The sequence below is a fragment of the Bacillus sp. GW823-FHT06B01 genome (assembly GCF_058952315.1).
Genome location: NZ_JBXAHR010000003.1, coordinates 540,480 through 562,336, shown reverse-complemented (window position 1 = coordinate 562,336; position 21,857 = coordinate 540,480). Strand labels below are relative to the sequence as shown.

Annotated in this window: 21 protein-coding genes and 2 pseudogenes; 4 read left to right on the top strand and 19 right to left on the bottom strand. The window is 34.9% G+C overall.

The window, feature by feature from the left end; all coding sequences use genetic code 11:
* Window positions 1-75: 75 nt before the first annotated feature.
* Window positions 76-522 carry a MarR family winged helix-turn-helix transcriptional regulator gene (locus AC1Q8N_RS16050; protein WP_000203344.1) on the bottom strand — a complete coding sequence of 149 codons (447 nt, stop codon included), beginning with the start codon at window positions 520-522 and terminating at the stop codon, window positions 76-78.
* A gap of 194 nt (window positions 523-716) precedes the next feature.
* On the opposite strand from AC1Q8N_RS16050, the gene AC1Q8N_RS16045 reads away from it, so the two are divergent.
* Window positions 717-2,213 carry a DUF3149 domain-containing protein gene (locus AC1Q8N_RS16045; protein WP_098047505.1) on the top strand — a complete coding sequence of 499 codons (1,497 nt, stop codon included), beginning with the start codon at window positions 717-719 and terminating at the stop codon, window positions 2,211-2,213.
* Window positions 2,214-2,242: 29 nt separating this feature from the next.
* Here AC1Q8N_RS16045 and AC1Q8N_RS16040 read toward each other — a convergent pair whose 3' ends face one another.
* Window positions 2,243-2,524: an aspartyl-phosphate phosphatase Spo0E family protein gene (locus AC1Q8N_RS16040; protein WP_000495532.1), complete on the bottom strand. Its 282-nt coding sequence runs from the start codon at window positions 2,522-2,524 to the stop codon at window positions 2,243-2,245.
* A gap of 397 nt (window positions 2,525-2,921) precedes the next feature.
* Here AC1Q8N_RS16040 and AC1Q8N_RS16035 point away from each other — a divergent pair, with 397 nt between their 5' ends.
* A complete protein-coding gene (locus AC1Q8N_RS16035; RefSeq protein ID WP_046958227.1) occupies window positions 2,922-3,692 on the top strand; it encodes a divergent polysaccharide deacetylase family protein in 771 nt (256 codons plus the stop codon).
* A 66-nt stretch (window positions 3,693-3,758) separates the two neighbouring features.
* On the opposite strand, the gene cbpA is transcribed toward AC1Q8N_RS16035, so the two are convergent.
* The 12 genes and pseudogenes from cbpA to ykzP all read right to left on the bottom strand — a co-directional run bounded on the left by cbpA (window position 3,759) and on the right by ykzP (window position 15,437).
* Entirely contained in the window at window positions 3,759-4,382 is a 624-nt protein-coding gene (gene cbpA, locus AC1Q8N_RS16030; protein ID WP_048545012.1) for a cyclic di-AMP binding protein CbpA, read from the bottom strand.
* 124 nt (window positions 4,383-4,506) lie between these two features.
* Complete coding sequence (locus AC1Q8N_RS16025) at window positions 4,507-5,136, bottom strand: class II aldolase/adducin family protein (RefSeq protein WP_048545015.1); 630 nt, start codon at window positions 5,134-5,136, stop codon at window positions 4,507-4,509.
* A 247-nt stretch (window positions 5,137-5,383) separates the two neighbouring features.
* A pseudogene (locus tag AC1Q8N_RS16020) lies at window positions 5,384-5,482 on the bottom strand (S-layer homology domain-containing protein); the annotation flags it as partial.
* Between the two features lie 6 nt (window positions 5,483-5,488).
* Window positions 5,489-6,737, bottom strand: a pseudogene (locus AC1Q8N_RS16015) (leucine-rich repeat domain-containing protein); the annotation flags it as partial.
* A 378-nt stretch (window positions 6,738-7,115) separates the two neighbouring features.
* A complete protein-coding gene (locus AC1Q8N_RS16010; protein ID WP_048545017.1) occupies window positions 7,116-7,898 on the bottom strand; it encodes a DeoR/GlpR family DNA-binding transcription regulator in 783 nt (260 codons plus the stop codon).
* A gap of 40 nt (window positions 7,899-7,938) precedes the next feature.
* Window positions 7,939-9,123, bottom strand: coding sequence for a saccharopine dehydrogenase family protein (locus tag AC1Q8N_RS16005; RefSeq protein WP_048545019.1), 1,185 nt, complete (start codon window positions 9,121-9,123; stop codon window positions 7,939-7,941).
* A complete protein-coding gene (gene phnW / locus AC1Q8N_RS16000; protein WP_000138234.1) occupies window positions 9,120-10,217 on the bottom strand; it encodes a 2-aminoethylphosphonate--pyruvate transaminase in 1,098 nt (365 codons plus the stop codon). Before phnW ends, AC1Q8N_RS16005 begins: the two co-directional genes overlap by 4 nt.
* A 15-nt stretch (window positions 10,218-10,232) precedes the next feature.
* Window positions 10,233-11,027, bottom strand: coding sequence for a phosphonoacetaldehyde hydrolase (gene phnX / locus AC1Q8N_RS15995; protein WP_048545023.1), 795 nt, complete (start codon window positions 11,025-11,027; stop codon window positions 10,233-10,235).
* Between the two features lie 172 nt (window positions 11,028-11,199).
* On the bottom strand, window positions 11,200-12,957 hold the full coding sequence (locus tag AC1Q8N_RS15990; protein ID WP_141501639.1) for a putative 2-aminoethylphosphonate ABC transporter permease subunit: 1,758 nt from the start codon (window positions 12,955-12,957) through the stop codon (window positions 11,200-11,202).
* Window positions 12,958-13,959, bottom strand: coding sequence for a putative 2-aminoethylphosphonate ABC transporter ATP-binding protein (locus AC1Q8N_RS15985; RefSeq protein ID WP_048545027.1), 1,002 nt, complete (start codon window positions 13,957-13,959; stop codon window positions 12,958-12,960).
* A 20-nt stretch (window positions 13,960-13,979) separates the two neighbouring features.
* A complete protein-coding gene (locus AC1Q8N_RS15980; RefSeq protein WP_000750887.1) occupies window positions 13,980-15,056 on the bottom strand; it encodes a putative 2-aminoethylphosphonate ABC transporter substrate-binding protein in 1,077 nt (358 codons plus the stop codon).
* Between the two features lie 228 nt (window positions 15,057-15,284).
* Entirely contained in the window at window positions 15,285-15,437 is a 153-nt protein-coding gene (gene ykzP / locus AC1Q8N_RS15975) for a protein YkzP (RefSeq protein ID WP_000240799.1), read from the bottom strand.
* Between the two features lie 146 nt (window positions 15,438-15,583).
* On the opposite strand from ykzP, the gene AC1Q8N_RS15970 reads away from it, so the two are divergent.
* Window positions 15,584-15,919, top strand: coding sequence for a DUF3905 domain-containing protein (locus AC1Q8N_RS15970; RefSeq protein WP_000725963.1), 336 nt, complete (start codon window positions 15,584-15,586; stop codon window positions 15,917-15,919).
* Window positions 15,920-15,957: 38 nt separating this feature from the next.
* Here AC1Q8N_RS15970 and AC1Q8N_RS15965 read toward each other — a convergent pair whose 3' ends face one another.
* From AC1Q8N_RS15965 to phaR, 5 genes are all read right to left on the bottom strand, one after another.
* A complete protein-coding gene (locus AC1Q8N_RS15965) occupies window positions 15,958-17,307 on the bottom strand; it encodes a TrkH family potassium uptake protein (protein WP_001204694.1) in 1,350 nt (449 codons plus the stop codon).
* Window positions 17,308-17,331: 24 nt separating this feature from the next.
* Window positions 17,332-18,525: an NAD(P)/FAD-dependent oxidoreductase gene (locus AC1Q8N_RS15960; protein WP_431096780.1), complete on the bottom strand. Its 1,194-nt coding sequence runs from the start codon at window positions 18,523-18,525 to the stop codon at window positions 17,332-17,334.
* Window positions 18,526-18,619: 94 nt separating this feature from the next.
* Window positions 18,620-19,705, bottom strand: coding sequence for a class III poly(R)-hydroxyalkanoic acid synthase subunit PhaC (phaC, locus tag AC1Q8N_RS15955; RefSeq protein WP_000206842.1), 1,086 nt, complete (start codon window positions 19,703-19,705; stop codon window positions 18,620-18,622).
* An 82-nt stretch (window positions 19,706-19,787) separates the two neighbouring features.
* Window positions 19,788-20,531, bottom strand: a complete 744-nt coding sequence (locus tag AC1Q8N_RS15950; RefSeq protein ID WP_000250411.1) for an acetoacetyl-CoA reductase — start codon at window positions 20,529-20,531, stop codon at window positions 19,788-19,790.
* A gap of 153 nt (window positions 20,532-20,684) precedes the next feature.
* The gene (phaR, locus tag AC1Q8N_RS15945; RefSeq protein WP_000566954.1) at window positions 20,685-21,167 is read right to left on the bottom strand and encodes a polyhydroxyalkanoic acid synthase subunit PhaR; all 483 of its coding nucleotides are present in this window, start codon (window positions 21,165-21,167) and stop codon (window positions 20,685-20,687) included.
* A 199-nt stretch (window positions 21,168-21,366) separates the two neighbouring features.
* On the opposite strand from phaR, the gene phaQ reads away from it, so the two are divergent.
* Window positions 21,367-21,819, top strand: a complete 453-nt coding sequence (gene phaQ, locus AC1Q8N_RS15940) for a poly-beta-hydroxybutyrate-responsive repressor (RefSeq protein WP_000903018.1) — start codon at window positions 21,367-21,369, stop codon at window positions 21,817-21,819.
* The last annotated feature ends 38 nt before the right edge of the window (window positions 21,820-21,857 follow it).

Here is a 21,857-nt window from a genome sequence, read left to right as displayed (position 1 = left end):
GCAGATGCTGTCATAATTACATGTAAACAAAAGAGCCTTGGATTTCTTTATCCAAAGCTCTTTTGGAACATACTATTATTTTTCATATTTTCCAATCTTTTTTAATAGAGCAAGTAATTCATCCTTTTCCTCTTTCGTTAACATTTCAAAAGACTGATGTATAACTTGCTCATGCCCTGGAAAAATAGAAGCAATAAAGCTCTCTCCAGATTCAGTTAGTTGTGCATAAATAACACGTCTGTCATTCGGGCACGGAATTCTCTTTACTAGCCCCTTTTTCTCTAGCTTATCTACAACATATGTAATGCTGCCACTAGCTATTAAAATACGCTCACCAATTTGCTGAAGTGGTTGACCGCCTTTATGATATAACAGTTCTAATACAGCAAATTCAGTTGGATTTAGCCCGTTACTTTGTATAGATTTATTTGTAGTATCCATAACAGAACGATGTACACGAGATAATGCAATAAATACTTTTAAAGATTGAGAAATATCTTCTCGTTCATTATTTGATGTCATACAACTTTCAACCCTTCACTTAAATTCTCAGTAATAAAAAGAAAAAACAACTTAGTACTTCATGTAAATTCCGAATGAGTATTCACTCATTCATTTCCTCTCCCCAAATATATTATGAATGATTCTTGAATAAAAACATGACAATTTTAACATAGTTTATATATAATGATAATAAAAAAGAAGGAGTACCAAATTTGAAAGTCAAATTCCACAGCATAGTTTTATATATAGTGCTTGTTATCCTACCAACGATAGGAATTGGTGCTACATTTTATTCATATCATTCGTATAAAATGAAGCAGGAAAACAAACTATCTGCTCACACGGTTCTCTTTTTATATAGAGACTATTTAGATCATCACCTTGGTGAAGCAATTTCCGCATTAGAAATGCTCTCAAAGGTCGTAGGAACCGAGACTGGAAATATAAATGGAGTTAAACAAATTGTACATGATACAGATGGAAACGATACACGTTTTTCTGGTTTATATTACGCTACATCAGAAGGCATCATTACAATCGCATCCGAAGGCGACCGACCACCTGTTGATGTCTCAGATCGCAAATATATTCAAGACGTATTGCAAACGAAGAAAACAACTGTATCATCAGCCATTACAGATCGTGTTCTTGGACATCAAGCTATTATGATTGCTTCTCCCATTTTCAATAAACAGAAGGAAATCTCAGGCTTATTGTTAGCAAGTTTACGCTTTGACTACATTTCAGCATCTTTAAATGCCATTAAGCCACAATATCATTTTGAAGTAACTGATAAACATGATGTAGTTTTTCTCACCGATGATAATAACGAAACAAGTGATGCGCATTCTAATATGCTTACTACCCCACTCCAAAGATTAAATTGGAAGGTCTCTGTTTCTCCATTGCCTATCCATCAAAAAACTTTATATCAGTGGGTTGCAATAGAGTGTATAGCTACTTTATTTTTAATGTCTATTTTATTTTTACTTGCTCAATATATGTTGTTAAAACGTCAATCAAAACTGGAAAGACAACAAAATGAACTACAAAAAATTGAATTGGTTGGAACTTTTGCAGCTAGTACAGCCCACGAAATCCGTAATCCTCTTACCGGAATTAAAGGGCTCGTCGCTCTATTAAAAGAGAAATATAAAGATGAACAAGATCAGTTTTATTTTTCCGTCATCGAACAAGAGATAGAACGGATTAATGAAATTGTAAGCGAATTTCTTATTCTTGGAAAGCCAACTGCTATCATTGAACAAACATATGATGTGAGAACCATTCTAAATGAGGTAGCATTAATTATTCAATCTGAGGCGAATCTACATAACATTGTATTCCATTTACATTTGCCAGACCATCCTGTTCATATCCGTTGCTCAAAAGACCATATGAAACAAGTGGTTTTAAACATTACAAAAAATGCAATTGAAGCCATGAATTCTGGTGACACACTGACCATTTCCGTAACAAACAATGAGACACACGCACAATTGAAAATTACAGATACTGGAAAAGGAATTCCGAAACATATTCAAAAACACCTCTTTCATCCGTTCTTTACTAATAAAGATACTGGAACCGGTCTTGGACTTGTCATATGTAAACGAATTGTAGAGATGTACAATGGGCATATTTTTATTGATAGTATAGAAAATGAAGGAACGACAGTTCATATCGAAATTCCGTTACACCTAGTATAATTATCCTTATCCCAAAAGGGTAATTATACTTATTTCATAAAACCAGCCACAAGCATTCGCCAAAAATTACTTGATTTCCCTTCATACCCAATTTGAAAAATAGGTACCTTTATAATTGATAACCATTTTGGTGTTTGTTTTTCTTTATAACACTGGTACTGTAAAATAAGCTTGTCCAATTCTTGACTCACTTGAATTGTCTCCATACTATTTAACCCACTTGTTAAACCTAATTGAATCATTTCTTCACGTTTCATATGAATATCACGTGAAAGCTTTTCTAATGTGTACTTCCTTTTTACAGTAAACATCCATATCCCCCTTATTATACTTCCGTGCTCTCGACTTTACTTCTCCATCGGCCTTTTAACTACTTAATCATATTTGAATTTGAAGAATCAGAAAATTTAACATTTTCTCCCTGTAATTTACAAATCTTTACCCTCACTTTGAGAATTATTACAAATTATTCTATCTTTGTAAATACATTCGCAATAATAGACATTTTTTTCATCTTCTTTTTTTACAAATACCAATTAAATAGCGGATTCTCTATTTTCCATATACTTTTCTTCGACATTTTTTGTTTAATTTATATAAAAACGCAAAACATAATGATGATTGATAAAGTGAAATTTAATCATTGGGGATTTTGTCCATTCCTCACTGCTCGCAAATAGCGGGATAAAATAGAAAGGAAATATTTATATGCGCAAATATACGATTGCATTACTTATATTTACTATGTTTTTACCATCCTTCTTGTTTCCTGTTCAAGCAAAGGCCCATACAAACAAAGTCGCTATTGTCATTGATGACTTCGGCAATAATATGAAGGGGACTGATAAAATGTTATCACTTCCTATTCCACTGACTGTTGCCGTTATGCCTTTTCTCCCTTCCACAAAGGAAGATGCGATAGCGGCTCATAAGAAAGGGCACGAAGTTATTATACATATGCCAATGGAACCTATTAAAGGTAAAAAAGAATGGCTTGGACCAAAAGCAATTACAACTGATTTAAGCGACGAAGAAATAAATAACCGACTCGAACAAGCGATTCAAGAAGTACCGCATGCAATTGGCATGAACAATCATATGGGATCAAAAGTGACCGCGGACGAAAGAATTGTACGACTTATACTTGCAGCTTGTAAAAAACACGGTTTATTTTATTTAGATAGCAAAACAAATCCTAAGAGTGTTGTCCCAAAAATCGGGAAAGAATTAGGAGTGCCTATTATTGAAAATCAATTATTTTTTGATGATGTGTATACAGCGGCACATATTTCAAAACAAGCCCAATTACTTATTAAAAAACTTCAAGAAAAACCGATTATGGTAGCTATTGGACACGTTGGACCTCCAGGTGAAATTACATCACGTGTTATAGAAACTTCTATTCCTAACATTCGCGCGCATGCAGATTTTATTTTTTTATCTGATTTAGCACTATCTCCACCTCCTGTTTCAAAATAAGATTCATTACTCACACTAAAAAGGTACCAATCTGCATATAGCAAATTGGTACCTTTCCTTTTCACCTTAAATATAATCTACATGACTCACCCTGAATCCTTTTTTCTCTATTTTTTCGATTAATTGCTTTAATCTTTTTTCATTTAACTCATCTGCTATATTTACGATAACGCGGCGAATATATTGATCACCATTATCTAGTGTAAATAATCCACCGATATTAAATGCTTTCAACAATGTCCCAAGTTCTTTAATCGTTCCCTTACAATCTTGTGTTGCAATTGTTAATATATAACCACCCGTCCGCATACCGAATGAATCTTCAATAACATCAAATATATTGGAATGCGTTAAGATACCGACAAATTCATTATAGTCATTTAGCACAGCTAAAAATGGAAGTCGACGAATAACATAAAATGCTCTAAAAAAAGAATCCTTTTCAAAAATAAATGCGGAGGAATCCCCCAGCATATGTTCCGCACTTAATTTCTCTAATCCGCTATTACACTTCTTTTCTAAAAGATCTACTTTATAAATAATCCCTATGAATTTCTTTTCATCTTCTGCTAATACAGGGATTGCTCGAAATCCCGTTTCATTCATAATGTGCAAAGCCTCTTCACCTGAATCATTCATTTTGCAAAATGTTACTTGCTGTTTTGGCAGAAAATGATATTTAACTCGCAAAATATGTTCCTCCTTACATGTCAACATGTAATCTATATATAATAAGGAGACCTATATTTTATGAGTGAAATTATTTTTAAAACGCTTTCATTTTTTATTGACTTGTAACGACATCACAAACATTTTATATAACAGAGCTCTTTGCACCTTTTATCATTAACAACTTTACATGATAATTCATTAAATATTCTATACCCTCTAGCCATTTTTTCGCTTCTTCTGGAGTTTTCCCCCACACAATCATGCCATAATTATGAACAAGAACTACTCCTCCACCTTCAATAAAATTCGGTACATTATTTTCTAATAAATCAGCAAATTTCTTCTCATCTTCTACAATGGGAATTGTCATTTCTGTTATACCTTCTTTTCCAAAAACACGTTCCACACTACGTTTATCGAATGTTACTTCCCCTTCTTCTCCATATAACTCTGATATTAAATGACTATCTACAGTCTGCACTTGTAAAATACATTCTGCACTACTTTTTTTATAAATATCCGCATGCATAAACGATTCTGCAGCTGGTTTTTCTTCATTTTCAAATACTGGCTCACACATACAATTAACAACAATAAAGTCTTCTTCTGAAAATAACCCTTTATCTCTTCCCTCAACGTTTATTAAAAAAGTTAATGGCTCTTTTGACGTACAGAGTGATAAACTAATTTTTGTACCATAAAACCAATCACGAAGTGCCAATTCAGATTTCACATCTTTTAATTCATTCCATTTTTTTAGAAAAAATAACATTTCGTCACCCCCGGCATAATATTTATATAATGTTCGAATCCTTTCTATGTAAAAGGAGTATTTTTTGATTATTCTAAAAATTTAATTGAATTATCACATGATAACGCCTTTTTGTCAATATAGTTTCATAGCTCTTCTTTAAAATGGGCCATCCATATATCTATACTTCTGTCTATTCCCTATTTCATTTTGTACATAAAAATGCGTTATTCTTTTTAAATCAAAGAATAACGTATTTTCTCATCTTTTATTTCTTTATTGCATTATATAAAAACTGTGCATATTGTTCACGTGTTACGAAATCATCACCTAAAAAGTTTCCTTTTCCATCACCTTTTGATATATTATTATCCGCTAAAGCTTTCACATAGCCTTCTGCCCAATGATCTTTTGGTACATCTTTAAACTCTATTACTTCTTCAGCTACTTTTTCATTTACAACCTTTTGAATCACAGAACCAGTGAAGAAAATACCTGTATCATTAAATGGATCTTTCACTCCAAATTCATATACTTTCTCACCTGGTGTACTCCATTTCACTACACCATTACTATGCGTACCACCATCACTCTTCAGACGGATTTTTGTAGATACCTCACCGTCTTTTTCGTATATAGGTACTTTTACTTCTTTATTTACTTCTGTATCCTCTAAAAAGACTTTTTGGTTTTGAACATTAATATAAGCTTTCTTACTTAGTTCTATCACTGGTCTAACATCACGGATTTCATTTGCAACAAAACTTAAATATACTAACTTATTCAACCTACTAACTGGCGATAAGTCTGAAATATAATTTGCTTCTAAATCAAGTTTTTGTAAGTTTACTAGATTTGATAATGGAGTAATATCCTTTAACTCATTATTAGGTAAATCTACTTCTGTAAGCTGAGTCATTTTAGCAAGTGGTGTCACATCTTCAATTTGATTTTTCCCGATAAATAATTTATTTAATTGCTTCATTTGATCAATACCCGATAAATCTTTAACTTTATTACGCGTTAATACTAAGTCTTTTAAAGGTAATGAATATAACGGTTTAATATCTTCAATTTGATTACCTGCTGAAGTTAAGTATGTTACATTTTTTAACGCGCTTAATGGAGCAACATTCGTAATTTTATTATTTGCTAAATTCAAGTAATCTAGTTGTTCCATTTTCGCTAATGCTGTTACGTCTTCTATTTGGTTGCCTGATAGATATAAACTTTTTACATTTTTCATTTCAATGAGTGGTGCAACGTTTGTAATTTTATTATTACTCAAATCAAGCGATGCTAAATTATCCATCTTAACAAGTAGTGTTACATCTGAAAATTCATTACCACGTAAAACTAAATGATTTAATTGCTTTAAATGCGCAAAGAACAACGGATCTGTTATCTTCGCATTCGCAACTGTTAAAGATTTTAAATTTGGCATATATTTTAATCTCAGTATCGTATGTACGTTCACTAGCTGTTGCCACCGACTGGTTTGCTTCAGCTTTTAGTGCTGCTAATGCTGGAGTAGAGTATATAGCAAATGGAATTGCTAATGTTGTGGCTACTACTAGCGCCTTAATATAACTTTTTTCAAAATAATATCCTCTATCATACATAATTTTTACAATTGATAAATGTTATCAATTATAAAAATAAATGATAATATTACATTAGGTTTATATTTCCAAAGATAAAATATAAAAAAACCCTTTAATCAAAGGGCCTTTTTACCTAGCGTATGAAGAATTTCACTTTTTTCTTTTTCATTAATAAAACCAATTTTTTGCAAAATATTTGCATACAATACAAGTTTATTATATATCCGTTCTGACATGCTTCTCCCTTCTTTCCTTCGACCAACTTTTTTTGTATTGGTAAATTATATGAAAGAGATGAGAAAATGTGTCCACTTTTTGCATACATACAAATCTTTTATCCCGCTATTTGCGGACAGTAAAACTCCCACCTCAAAAACAGGTGGGAGTTCAATTTATTTAGCAAATTGTCCATTGAATATTATGCTTTTTGACTTCCTCTTCAAAACTATAGGGCATTTTCTTATCACAAATTACATGTTGAATACGTGAAAATGCTGCTATTCGGTAATTTCCTTTTACCCCTACTTTTGTATGATCACATAAAATATATGTTTTCTCCGCTAATTTCAGCATCGTTTCTGACAGTTTCGCCTTTTCTAATTCAAAACTAGAAACCCCAAAACCAGGTAACAATCCATCAATCGAAACGAATGCTTTATGAAAATGAAATTGCTGGATTACTTGCTGCGAAATAGACCCTGACACACGTGAATGCTTTGGAGAGACTTTTCCACCAATAAATAAAACTTCACCGTGAAACATCTTTTTATTAATAGAAGAAATTAATTGTGTAGCTACTGGAAATGAACTTGTTACAATCGTTAAATTTTTACGATGAACAAGATATGGCACCATTTGAAGTGGTGTACTTCCATCATCAATCGCAATCACATCTCCATCTTCCACAAACGTTGCTGCTTTATACCCAATTCTCTTCTTCTCTTCTATATGCAGCATCTCTCGTTCTAACATTGGTGCCTCTATTCCAGCTCCCGGAAGTTGGACGGCTCCGCCATACACTTTCTTCAACTTCTTTTCACGATCCAATTCTTCTAAATAACGACGAATCGTCTCTGTTGATACAGCAAACTCTCTCGCTAACTCTGAAACTTTTACTTTCCCTTTAAACTCTACCTTCTCAAGAATGGTTCGCTTTCTTTCTTCACCTACTACAGACATAGATTCACCCCATTGATTTCTACCTCATACACTGCCTTACTTATACAAAGTTATAACTTTCTTTTTCAGTGAAAACTTCTTCATGAATATGAATACCACGCTTTTTTAGTTCATCAAAAATAATTTGTGGATTTACAAAAGCTTCCTCCGGTGTCACAACACCAACTTTGTTTACACTCCCTTTTGCGATTAACTCTGTAGCAATCCCAAATGGAATACCGACGTTTCTCGTATAAGCTCTTAATTTTTCCCATCCTACAACAGAACCATCAGATAACGGGTGTGTATGATATAATACGTGCCTTTGTTTCTCATTATTTTTCATACCTATTACTTCTACATGAAGCGCATAACCGTAAATTTCTGTTTCTTGCCCTTCTTTCGATTGCAATAAATACTTCGAAATACAATCCATAATGCCAATTTCTTTCCCATTTATGTCAACTCGATCATTACGCAATATACCATAATCATATAAAGCACGTACGAGCTGCATATTTTGCTTTGGCCAAGTTCCTCTCGTCTCTATCAGTTTGACCCCTTTATTTTCTAGTGCTTTTGCTAACGTAATCGTTTCAGAATGCGGTATTATATACTGCGTTTCCTTACCATAAGGCGCCGGTAAATCAATTTCTCTCGGACGCGCAAACGGCGGTACTTGCTTAAACTCACCATCTTCATATACTGTACGCGATGGTAAATGTGGATCATATTCATATGTCGTTGTTTCTGTAATTGATGCAGAAAAAGCAATTGGACGGTACGAGCCATGACTTACACGTACTGACTCTACAGTATCTAGCTGATTTGCTGCATGCATTGCCATCATTTGCGTTACACCTGGCGTCATACCAAAACCAGGTAAACACGTTTTTTCATTTTGAGCAAATATAGAATGAAATTCATTTTCTTCACCAAATCCATTCAAATTCACACCGTGACAACCTGCTTCTGCAATACATCGAGTAGACAATCCATTTAACTTAATTGTCGTACCGTCCATTACAATGTCATAACCTTTCATTTTTGCAACCGTATCCTCGTGATTCGTTACATCTACTTTCACAAAATCAACACGAGGATCGTTGAGCCATTCTACTACTTTCAGGCCCTCTTCTTCATTAAAATCAGCTACTGTAATCGCCTCAAAAGATGAAAATTGCACTAAATCTAAAATTGCTTCACGACAAATTTTACCTGCTCCACCTAAGCAAAATACTTTCAACCTATAACAACTCCTTTAGCGATACTATCAACTAAGCGATTGATATCTGCCTCATGTACATCACCGATATTTCCAATGCGGAATGTATCTACTTTTGAAATTTTACCTGGATAAATAACAAACCCATCACACTTTAATTCATTATATAACTGCCCAAAATCGAACCCCTCTTCTGGATAAATGAAGGATGTAATAATAGGCGATTGATATTTTTCATCTACTAGTGGCTTAAATCCGATTTCTCTCATTCTATTCACTAATATTTTTTGATTGTTATAATATCGATTGTAACGTGCTTCTACTCCGCCCTCTTTTTCTAATTCAAGTAGTGCTTGATAAAAAGCGTGTACAACATGTGTAGGTGACGTAAAACGCCATTTCCCATTTTGATGTTCCATCGTTTCCCACTGATCAAATAAGTCTAATGATAATGAACGTGCCTGCCCTTTACATTTCACCAATTCATCGCGCTTCGCAATAACAAAGCCAAATCCAGGAACCCCTTGAATACATTTATTCGCACTACTAATTAGAAAGTCAATTTGCAACTCAGCGATATCTATTTCAATACCACCAAAACTACTCATTGCATCAACCAGTGTTACTTTTCCGTATTGCTTCCCTAATTTACATACATCTACAATTGGATTGATAATACCTGTTGTTGTTTCACAATGAACAACTGCAATATGTGTAATCTCTTTATCTCGTTGCAATATCTTTTCTACTGCTGCAATATTAGTGGGCTCCCACTCTTCTGTTTGACTGACCACCACATCTATATGTAACATCTCTGCCATTTGTACAATTCGCTTACCATACGCACCATTTGTACATACGAGCAGCTTTCCATTTTTAGGAACGACAGATCCAATCACTGCTTCAACTGAAAACGTACCGCTTCCTTGCATGAGAACAGTTGTATATGTCTCTTTTTCCTTCGTTGCTAACGATACAAGCTTAGCTCTTACCTCTTGTACCATTTTGTTATATTCAGCATCCCACGTACACCAATCGTATAACATAACTTCTTTTACTGTTTTGGTTGTTGTTAATGGTCCAGGCGTTAATAATAAATAGTGATTTTCAGTCATGATCCTATTCCCCTTTTATGAAATAATAAGTTCTTGTTTCTCGATATGTTCCATTACGTTTTCGAGTTCCTGCATCGTTTCTATCGTAAAGTGCGCCCCATTTTCAACGAAACGATTGCGAACTACTTCTATTTTTTCACGAAGTTCTACCGGATCCATATTCTCCACTTCCTCTTCAGTTAAGCCGAGTTCGCTACTGCCGAGAATTACACCCACTGTCCACATACCAGCATTTCTTCCCTCTTTCATATCTGATACTGTGTCTCCAACTTTTATCATATGATTCATTGGATATACACCAAGCTCCATCGCATTTTTATAGCACATCCACGGATACGGACGACCTGCTGGAACATCATCTGGTGTTACAAGAAAATCAGGTTTATACCCTTGTAGTGCTGCTTCTTTTGCTACAATATCCATCATTTCTCTCGTATAACCAGTCGTTGAACCAATTTTAATTCCTCTTTCACGTAAAGAAGCAATCACTTCTTTTACTCCATTAATCGGCGACGCATAGCGCGGTAAAATAGCGAAGAGAATCTTTTCGAATTCTTCATACATCTCCTGAATGTCTGCTTCTGTTGGTAATTGTCCGAAAATACGATTCCACTCACTCGCAATACGAGGCATCTCTGTTAATGCCCTAACATGATCAATTTTCAATAATCCCATTGGCTTACGGGCTTCTTCTGCAGTAATTGCCACACCACGTTTATGGAAAATCTCCATAAATACTTCCAGTGGTGCAAAACATCCGTAATCAACTGTTGTACCTGCCCAATCAAAAATAACTGCTTCTACTTTCATCCAATCCATCACCCTTCTTATTTATCCCGCGTTAACGGGCAGTAAGATTTCCCCCTCAAAATTCGGCTGGAGCAAAAAAGTTAAGTGGGAGATCAACTGCCCGTAAACGCCCGATTGGTTCAACTAATAATCAGTGGGGGAGGAACACCCCCCCACTGATTAAAGTTTCACTTTATCTTTTTTGCCATTGTGACGTTCGGTTACGAAGTGCTTTCGTTCCCCATTCATATACAACTCTCACTACAATATTTGTAACAACAATAAGTACACTCATTGCAGCTGCTGGTGCTACATTTCCTGCATCGTCCATATTTACAATTGATACGGCAGCTAGTTTAAAATCAGCTGCATACAGGAATACAACTGCTGAGACAGTTACCATTGAATTTACGAAGTAGTACATTACCATTTCTAAAATGGCTGGTAAACACATCGGTACCGTAACTCGAAAAAATGTTTTATAAAACGGTATCCCCATCGACTGTGAAACAAGTTCAAACTCTCGATCTAATTTCTTTAAAGCTGTCGTTGCCGTAACAAATGTTACAGAATAAAAATGAATGATATTGACTAGTACTAGCACAGCAATTGTTCCGTATAGAGAATGGAACGGATTCGTTACGGAAAGTCCAAAGATTTGTATTGTTGGTTGACTAAAGAAGAAGACGTAGCCTAACCCAAGTACTAAACCTGGTATCGCTAAAGGGACGATAGAGAAAAAGTAACCTGCTTTTCGGAAAAATTGTAGCTGATCTATTTTCTCAATCGCATAAGCGAACATAAATGTTAAAACCGCTCCAATAACCGCAGTAATTGCTGAAACAATTACGCTATTTTTAAATGCTTCAAGTCCATCTCCTGTTAAACTGGAAAAATTAAAATGCTCAAATGTAAAGCTCATATTATATGGCCATACTTTCACACTTGCAGCAATACCAACTGCCACAAATAATAGAATGATCATAAGCGTTACTACGCTACAATATACGAACGAAATAACATCTCGTTTCTTATTATTTATTATTCTGTAAGGTACTGATTTGGAAGATAAGAGATTCGCCTGCTTTCTTTGCGTAATGCGATCAACTGCAAAGGCAAATATAGCTGGGATTAATAAAATCATTCCGACAGTTGCACCCATCGGCATATTTTGCTGCCCAATTACTTGCTTATATACGTCAGTAGCAAGTACATTATATTGCCCACCAACAATTTTTGGTGCCCCAAAATCAGTGAAACTAAGTGTAAACACAACGAACATCGCACTAATTAATCCGTACTTTACACTAGGTAAAGTAACAGTGAAAAATTGCTTTGTTTTACTCGCTCCTAACATATTAGAAGCTTCATATAAACGATAATCAGAGCCTTGAAAAGCAATTAATAATATAAGAAATGCTTGCGGAAATGTATACATGACTTCAGCCATTACAATTCCTACTGGTCCATATAAAGGGATTTGTATCCCTTCAAACAAACCAAACATTCCTTTCGTTACTAACCCTTGATTACCAAATAAATATGTAAGTGCGATACCATGCATCATCGTTGGTGCGAATAATGGTAACAACGCAATATATTGAAATACACGCTTTCCAAACACATTCGTACGAGCGATCGTATAGGCGTAAGCGAAAGCAAGTGTCACTGCAATAATTGTTGTCGCACCCGAAATCCATATCGTATTTTGTAATGATTGAACTAGCGTTGGTGTTGTGAAATATTTACTGAAATTCGCAACACCAATGAAAGCTCCATCTTTATCATAAAAAGCTTGTGAAAACAATTGTAATAGAGGTAATACAAGCATGATCAAAAACGCGAGAAGCATACCAATAATTAATAGTCTTTGTATCCACTCTTCTTTACCGATACGTCTCTTAATCTTTTTTTTCGTACTTTCTACCTTAAAATCTTCTAACATCTCCATCTATACAATGACCTTCTTTCCATATGACAACATATGATTTTCTGAGAAAGAGATTTGAATCGGCTTTCCTTTTCTAATTGCGGTTGCTTCTACTTCTGATGCCAATATATCCACTACAATTTTCTCGTTATAAAGATGTGTTTTTTCTTCTACGACCCGCACTTCCGTCCGATATACAGATCCGCGAAATTCCATGCTTTCCACAACCGTTTTAATACCATCCTTTTGTACAACTGTTACATGCTCAGGACGAATTGCATGTTCTTCATCGTTTTTCGAAAAGAAATTAATAGAACCAATAAAATCTGCCACAAATGGATTGGCTGGTCTTTGATAAATCTCCTCTGGTGTGCCAATCTGCATAATTTCCGCATGATTCATTACAACAATTTTATCGGCCATCGTTAATGCCTCTTCTTGATCATGCGTAACCATAATAGTTGTTACTCCTACTTTTTCTTGCAAATCACGCATTTCTCTACGTAACTTTTCACGCACTTTTGCATCTAAAGCAGATAATGGCTCATCGAGTAACAAAATATCCGGAGACAGAGCGAGCGCACGTGCAAGTGCTACTCGCTGCTGTTGTCCACCAGACATTTGAGCAGGATATTTATCTTTTACATTCAGCAAATCTACAAGTTCTAACGCCTCTAGCGCTTTCTCTTTTACTTCTGCTTTTCCATATTTTTTTGTCTTTAAGCCATATTCAATGTTTTCAAGTGCTGTTAAATTCGGAAATAATGCATACGATTGAAACACCATTCCGAAATTCCTCTTTCCAGGAGGTAATGCTGTAATATCTTTTCCATCCACAGCGATACTACCTGTTGTTGCCTCTTCTAGCCCTGCTAAAATTCGAAGCAATGTTGTTTTCCCACAACCACTTGGGCCTAATAAACATACAAACTCATTTTTTTTCACAGTAAAAGAAATATCTTTTAACGCTGTAAATGCATCAAACTGTTTTTGAATGTGTTGAATTGATAAATATTCGCTCATTTTTTCTCTCTCCCACTCACTTACTTTTTCGGTTCTGCTTTTTGGCCAAACTCTTTTTCCCATTTTTCTAAAATTTTGTCACGATTTTCTGCTGCCCATTTAAAGTCATTCTTTTTGTATAACTTTTCTGTCACATCTTTAGGGAATCCATCTGGAAGTTTATAATCATTTTTAATTGTCGCGAATCCATTTTTCTCGAAGTATAACTTCATTACATCATCAGTAATTGCCCAATCTAAAAATGCTTGCGCTAATTTTTCATTTTTTGCATTATCTTTTTTAATAAGTGCGTTCGCTTCTACTTCCCAACCTAATCCTTCTTTCGGCAATACAACTTCAACTGGTGCACCTTTTTGTTTCTCTTTCAAAGCACTATAAACCATTGATACGCCAACTGGATATTCACCTGCGCCTGCTAATTTCGCTGGTTTTGAACCTGAATGAGTATAAGTTGCCATATTATCATGAAGTTTCTTCATGTAATCCCAGCCTTTATCTTCACCCATAATTTGTAACCATGCAGAAACTGTTAAAAATCCTGTCCCAGAAGAAGCTGGATGTGGCATAACAAGCGTTCCTTTATATTCTGGTTTCGTTAAATCTTCGTATGATTCTGGCATCGGTAAATTTTTCTTCTTTAATTCTTCTTTATTTATAGCAATCCCCGTCATAAATGCCGTATTACCTACCCATTTTTCTGGTTGCTTATCATCTTTAAATTGCGGAAGAACACGATCCGCTCCTTTTGGAGAGTATCCTTTTAACATATCTTTTTTATCTAAAGCTAATAGACTAGACGCTGCTGTTCCCCATACAACATCTGCTTGTGTATTTTTTCCTTCAGCTAGCAATTTCGCTGTAATAACTCCAGTTGAATCACGAACAATGTTCAGTTTCACATCTGGATATTTCTTTTTAAAAGAATCAAGATAAATTGGTACAAGTTCTTCTTCAATCGCTGTGTAAACAGTTAATGATCCAGATAATTTATCATCCTTTACTTTTGCCCCAGCACTTTCTTCTTTCTTTGCACCACACCCCATTAATAACGAAAATACCATTCCAGTTGCTACAGCTTTAAAGATTGTTTTTTTCACTGTCTCTCTCTCCTTTTATAAATCTTATGTACAACTCTAATATAAACAACTAGTGTAAAAGCAGTATTAAACCAACATTAATCTTTTGTTTGTTGTTTGTTTTTGTGTAATACGTTGCTACTTCTATGTTTTTTCGCATTTTTCTGCTAATAATGAACACTAAATTTACAAATAATTAAAAAAACCTTTATAATCCCACAAAAAAATGAGGCGTTTGTAAAAAACGCCTCATTTTTGTTTACCTTTTTTTGAATTACGATTTGCATACTTCGCGCTATTTTCTCCTTCATACTCTAATGCAAATTCTGCATCTGGTAAGCTTTCTTTCGGAGTTTTATTATTGTTGATTGCCGCATTTTGTTTTACTTTTCTTTTTACCAATACATTCACCTGCTCTCAAGAATTCACTTTCTACTCTAGTTTGAAACAACATTAAATAATTATTACTGGCAAGTGTTAACAAGTACATAAAGCCGCTAGATGGAAATACTACCTATGAAAAAAACATTAGAAAAGGGGCGATTATTTTGAAGAAGAAAGATAAAATCCAGTCACCAATTTTAGATGAAACGCTCCCGCATCAAATGAATTTCCCATCTTTTAAAGGAACAGGAAAGAAGATGCAACAACCTTTCATAAATCAATATGACGTCGTAATCGGAGACAGTAAATATGATTCCGAGAATAGTCCACTTCACAATTGGACTGATGAAGTAGACCCTGCCATTATGGCTGGAGAAGAATGGATTCATCCTACAAATGATATTGGGTGGATTTCAGAAGAAAATCAAGAGTTGCTAAAAAAAGAAGTGGATAATAAGAATGAGGCTTTTATGCATCCGCAATTTGGCATTAACGACTAAAAAACCATTCTACCTCACATAGGTAGAATGGTTTCATACTATCCAATAATAATTCTCTCTTTCGGGTATTTATAGCGAGGTGGCTGTTCTCTTCCCCCACTAGCCAGTATAAATGTTAAAATACCGACACGCCCAATAAACATAAGTACAATGAGTACAAGTTTACCAACAGTTGTTAAATCTGGCGTAATACCTGTCGATAGCCCTGTCGTTCCGAAAGCAGAACACACTTCAACAATTAAACTCATAAGCGGTACATTTTCCGTAATAGATAAAATAAAGAGTGCTGTGGCACATAATAAAATCCCCATCGTCATAACGACAGATGCTTTTAGCACGTCTTCTTCATGTAACTGGCGTTTGAAGACTCTAACCGTTCTTCCGCCTCTTGCAAAAGTGTATAACGATAATATACTAACAGCAAATGTTGTTGTACGTATTCCGCCCCCAACCGAACTTGGAGATGCCCCTATAAACATTAATATACTCATAAATAAAAGCGTCGGTTGTGACAATTCACGTATATCCATTGTAGCAAGTCCACCGCTTCGCGTCGTCACAGATTGGAATAATGTATAGAAAACTGTTTCATGCCATGACTTTCCTGCTAAAAATTGATTTCGTTCTAGTAAAAAAATCATAATGGTTCCAACGATAACGAGGGCAAAAAATGTTGTTGTCGTCAATTTTGTAAATAACGAAAAGCGGAATAGTTGCTGTCGCCTTTTACTAAAGAATTGCTTTATTTCCATTAACACCGGGAAGCCAATCGCTCCTAAAATAATAAGTAACATATGAATCATTTGCACAATATAATCTTTTTTGTACGGAATTAATGATTGTCCAGTTAAATCAAATCCGCCGTTCGTAGTTGCACTAACAGCGGCAAAGAAACCGTGAAAATAAGCTTCTTGCCAAGTTGGAAAATAAAGTAGAAATCTTGTACCTAATAGTATCGCTCCGATAAGTTCTATCGAAATAATTACAATTAAAATAGAACGCATCAGTTCTACAAGGCCTGATAAATTCCCTTGATTATGGTCTGCCATAATGAGTCTTCTTCTCTGCAAACCGATCTTTTTCCCCGTTATAATCCAAACAAATGTACCAAGTGCCATAATTCCTAAGCCACCTAATTGTAAAATAAGGGCTAACATAATAATTCCTGCCGTAGTAAATGTATCTGAAATCGTAACAACAGACAGTCCCGTAACACTTACCGCACTAACAGATGTAAAGAGGGCATCGATAAATGTCCATTTCACACCAGACTTCGTAACAAACGGGAAACTAAGCAATATCACCGATACAACTACTGCTAATAAATAAAACAAAACAATGAGTTGTACAGGACGTAATTTTTGTAAAAACTTTTTTATATCTCTCATTCCATCACTTCGCTACCTTTTTTTCTATCGATTAAATAAAGAAAAATCTTCACTTTCTTTATTTGTAAATAACTGCTCAAATAATTTGGCAAATACCATTCCATACACAGTTCCATTACCTCCATACGGCAATGCGTAAAATAAATTATGTATCTCTTTGTCTTCTTTTAAAATAGGGAGACCATCATGACTACCGCCAAATGCTGCCGCCCAATAGTACTCTGCCTGTATATTCTTATACTGCGGGAACATCTCTTTTACAATGTTAATAAGGATATCACGCTTATGCAATAATTTCGTATCACCAATTGTTTGAATTTGCATCGCTTCATCTAATCCGCCTACAATAATACGATTTTGATACGTTCGAAAATATAAGTAAGGCCGTGCTGTTTCCCAAATTAATGATTGTTCATGCCAGCCTTCAAATGAATCTACCTTATTTGTCACCACTGCATATGATGTTTCCACCGTTGTATTTTTTTCTTTCTTTCCGAAAAGTGCTTCATAACCTGTCGCCATAATAATATTCTTTGCTACAATTTGATTTCCTGTTTTCGTGTAACAAATTAAATCATTTTGGCGTTTTTTTATATGTATGGCCTCTGTATGCTCAAGTATAGTAGCTCCCATTTGATTTGCTTTATGCAAAAGGCTATGCGCTAATAAATACGGATTCACTTCGGCATCACCATGCGTATATAACGCTGCTTGTTTTATAAATGAATACTTCTTCTTCATATGTGAATCGGTAAAATATTCAACCGGGAATCCATAATGGCGTAACGTATTATATTCTTCTTGTAAAAACGATACATCCTCATTTCTACTTGCATAATACAAACTACTTCGCGGAATAAACTGGGGATCAATATCGAGAGTCGGTACAACTTGCTCCATTGTTCGTAGCGCTTCGTAACAAAGCTTATATGCTCGTACCCCCTTTTTTTCACCAAATGTATGGATAAGTGAGGTTAGCGATTTATCATGAAGAAATTGTAGTAAACCTGTATTAGCAGTTGTGCTACCACATGCGATTGCTCGTTTTTCAATGAGCGTAATACGCATTCCAATTTTTGCTAACGAATATGCTATATGAGCACCTGCTTCTCCGCTTCCGACTACAAGCACATCACATATCATATCATTTTCTAATGATGGATAACAAGGTATAGAAACTCCTGTATTCCAAAACAACTTACCAGTCATAAGTTTCATAATTATACTCCTAAAATATAAATTTCTCCTTTCTATCTTTTGTTATTTCCCATAAAAAAATCCAACTAACATACGCTAGTTGGATTTTTTATTTTTAATTAGAACGCTCCTCCAGCCAATTTCCAACCGTCGGATATGTTTGTTTTACCGCTGTTCCACCGTAAACGATCGACATATGTCCCGTTGGTAAACAAACATATTGTTTATCTGTGCTAGAAATATGGTCTAGCAAAGCTTCTACTTGGCATGGCAGGGCGATATGATCACGTTTCGCAGAAATATTTAAGACATTCGCCTTAATATTTGCAAGGTCTACCTTTTGTCCACGAATAACGAGTTCACCTTTCACTAATTTATTATTTTGATAAAAATCACGAATCCATTGTCTATACGATTCACCTGGGAATGGAATACCGTCACCAACCCACTTTTGAACTAATTTCCAGCTTTCGACGAAGCGCTCATTTTCTGAACGATCAAGTAAAGCGACATATGGACCTACAAAGTTTGTAATTGGTTTTAACATCTTATTTCCGAAATCAATCATTTCTGGCGGAATATTTCCGAATGTATCAACCGCTTTATCTAAATTGAAGTATTTCTCATCTAATAAAGGACCGTATAATCCTGTTTCAGAGAAATCAAAAGGACTTGTCATAAAGATTAAGTTGCGAATTGGCATGTGTGGATGAAGTGCTGCATAAATAGAAGTTAGCGTTCCACCCATGCAATAACCAAGTAAAGAAATCTCGTCCGATTTCGCAGTTCTCATTACTTTCTTCACTGCTTTTGCAATATAATCAAACACGAAATCATCAAATTTCAAATGACTATCTTCTAAACCAAATGTGCCCCAATCAAGCATATACACATCAAAACCACGATCTACTAAATATTCCACTAAACTATTTCCTGGAGTTAAATCCATAATATACGGTTTATTAATAAGCGCGTATATTAATAAGATTGGAACTCTCTGTGTTTTTTCTTGTTTTGGAATGTAACGATACAGCTTCGTTTTATTCTTCGTCCAAATAACTTCTTTTGGTGTTAAACCAACTTGTGGTTCTGGTTCGCGTAATAAAACTTCGCTCGCTCTTTTCACACGGCGATATGCTTTACGATATTCTTCTGGGTACAACTCCAATTGCTTTTCCCATTCCGTTACGAATGTAGTCATTTTTCTATCTCCTTTTCGGTCGATTTATTTCTAAAAAAAGAAGTGCATTCCTGCTATGGATATGCACTTTTTTCTCAATTCATTACATGTATAATCCACCGTTAATGTTTAATTGCTGACCTGTGATATATGCACCGTCACGGCATAGGTATACTACACCTTTTGCAATTTCATCAGCTTGACCAAAACGTTTTTTCGGGATTTTCGCAACGATTTTTTGACGTACTTCTTCTGGTACTTCTGCTACCATTTCAGTATCAATAAATCCTGGGCAAATTGCATTTACAGTTACATTTGTTTTTGCAAGCTCTAATGCTAATGATTTTGTAAATCCTAACATACCTGCTTTTGCTGCAGAGTAGTTTGTTTGTCCAAATCCACCAGCTTGGCCAATAATAGAAGAAATACTAATGATTCTTCCTTCTTCTGCTTCCGATATGTATGGAAGTACCGCGCTTGTTGTATTAAATACACTGCTCAAGTTCACGTCAATTACGCGCTCCCAATCTTCACGATTTAATTTTTTGAATGTACGATCTCTTGTAATACCAGCATTATTAACAAGAATATCAACTTTACCAAAATGATTCACAGCTTCTTCTACAAGTCTGTTTGCATCTTCTACTTTCGAAACATCCGCTTGAACTGCATAAACGTCATGTCCTTCTTTTCCTAATTCATTTACTAAGTTTTCAGCTGCTTCTTTACTGCTGTTATAGTTAATAACTACTTTTGCTCCCTCTTGTGCTAATGCTACTGTAATTGCTTTTCCAATTCCTTTTGCCCCACCTGTTACGATTGCTACTTTGCCATTTAATTGAACCATTTCTTTTCCCCCTTAAATGAATTTGTGAACGATTGTTATGAATCATTTTGGTACTCATATGAATAGAGTCCATATATTAATTATGTTTCGTTGTTTATACATGAAAAAGAGATTCTCCCTTTCCCTTTTACACGTTATAAACAAACGCTATTATCATTTTTTATTTTCCGGCTTATTCGCAGGTTTTACTTCTTCTTTTGCAGGTACTTGTAGTTTCGCTAGTACTGCATTTTGCTTTTCTAGTAACTCTAAAATTTGATCAACTTTCGTTTCTAGCGTGCGAATATCTTGTTTTACTTTCGTAACATCACGCTTTAATGTAGGAGCTTGTCCTAATGAATCCACTTTCTCTTCTAGAATTTCCTCAATGTTATCAACTTTATTTTCTAAATTGATAACAAGCGTAGCTACTCTAGCGATATCCTCTCTCGTCGGCACATTCACCTGTTCTAAATAATTTTTTGTCGTATCATTTAATGCTTTTTGATAAAACAAATTCAAATCTAGAACGCTGCCCATCCAAGCAGAATATTCTTCTGTTTTAATTGTTTCATTGAGCGCTTTTCCCCAAAATGTTTCGGTTTGTTCATAAGCATTTTTCCATGCTTGCAATGGATCGAATTTTTGATCAATCACTTCGACTACACTCCCTTTTTCGTTTTTGAAACAATTCAACCTATTCACTATTTTCTAATATTCTGAATAAAACTTCAAGTCTATATTTTATTTTTCTTTATTTTCCAATAAATGTGTTGACATTAAAAACAGATAGGTGTAAATTGCACTTATAAGCAAAAAAATTCCATCTAACTGATTCATGAGGTGATGCACAATCATGCTACATAATGAACCAGAACACCCAGAAAGTTTGGAAAAAAACCAAGCGAAACAACCAAACTCCATGCCCAAAAACTTCTTAGTTCCTTTCTTACTTCTCTGTCTAAAAGACTGGAGTCTTCATGGTTACAAACTCATTCAAATGCTAATGGACATCGGCTTTTCTTCTGTTGACCAAGGTAATGTGTATAGAACATTGCGCAAGTTAGAAAAAGAAAATCTCATTTCTTCCACTTGGGATACAAGTGAAGGCGGGCCAGCGAAACGAATTTATTCTTTAACAGAATATGGAGAGCAATATTTAACAACATGTGCAACTTCTTTTGAACATTATCAAAATATGTTGCGGACGTTTTTTACGTTATACACCAATGCATTCTTTCCATTTTCTACTTCTCCAGAAAAGGATGAAAAGGATTCTTCATCTTCACCTGGTGGTACAGCAGAGTAATCTGCGTTCACAATATGCAAAAAAACATTTGGAGGTCA

Coding starts and splice junctions, on each gene's coding strand:
- AC1Q8N_RS16050 (WP_000203344.1), bottom strand. CDS start 522: ATGACATCAAATAATGAACGAGAAGATATTTCTCAATCTTTAAAAGTA.
- AC1Q8N_RS16040 (WP_000495532.1), bottom strand. CDS start 2,524: ATGTTTACTGTAAAAAGGAAGTACACATTAGAAAAGCTTTCACGTGAT.
- AC1Q8N_RS16035 (WP_046958227.1), top strand. CDS start 2,922: ATGCGCAAATATACGATTGCATTACTTATATTTACTATGTTTTTACCA.
- AC1Q8N_RS16025 (WP_048545015.1), bottom strand. CDS start 5,136: ATGTTATTTTTTCTAAAAAAATGGAATGAATTAAAAGATGTGAAATCT.
- AC1Q8N_RS16010 (WP_048545017.1), bottom strand. CDS start 7,898: ATGTCTGTAGTAGGTGAAGAAAGAAAGCGAACCATTCTTGAGAAGGTA.
- phnW (WP_000138234.1), bottom strand. CDS start 10,217: ATGACTGAAAATCACTATTTATTATTAACGCCTGGACCATTAACAACA.
- phnX (WP_048545023.1), bottom strand. CDS start 11,027: ATGAAAGTAGAAGCAGTTATTTTTGATTGGGCAGGTACAACAGTTGAT.
- AC1Q8N_RS15990 (WP_141501639.1), bottom strand. CDS start 12,957: ATGGAGATGTTAGAAGATTTTAAGGTAGAAAGTACGAAAAAAAAGATT.
- AC1Q8N_RS15985 (WP_048545027.1), bottom strand. CDS start 13,959: ATGAGCGAATATTTATCAATTCAACACATTCAAAAACAGTTTGATGCA.
- AC1Q8N_RS15965 (WP_001204694.1), bottom strand. CDS start 17,307: ATGAGAGATATAAAAAAGTTTTTACAAAAATTACGTCCTGTACAACTC.
- AC1Q8N_RS15960 (WP_431096780.1), bottom strand. CDS start 18,525: ATGAAACTTATGACTGGTAAGTTGTTTTGGAATACAGGAGTTTCTATA.
- phaC (WP_000206842.1), bottom strand. CDS start 19,705: ATGACTACATTCGTAACGGAATGGGAAAAGCAATTGGAGTTGTACCCA.
- AC1Q8N_RS15950 (WP_000250411.1), bottom strand. CDS start 20,531: ATGGTTCAATTAAATGGCAAAGTAGCAATCGTAACAGGTGGGGCAAAA.
- phaQ (WP_000903018.1), top strand. CDS start 21,367: ATGCTACATAATGAACCAGAACACCCAGAAAGTTTGGAAAAAAACCAA.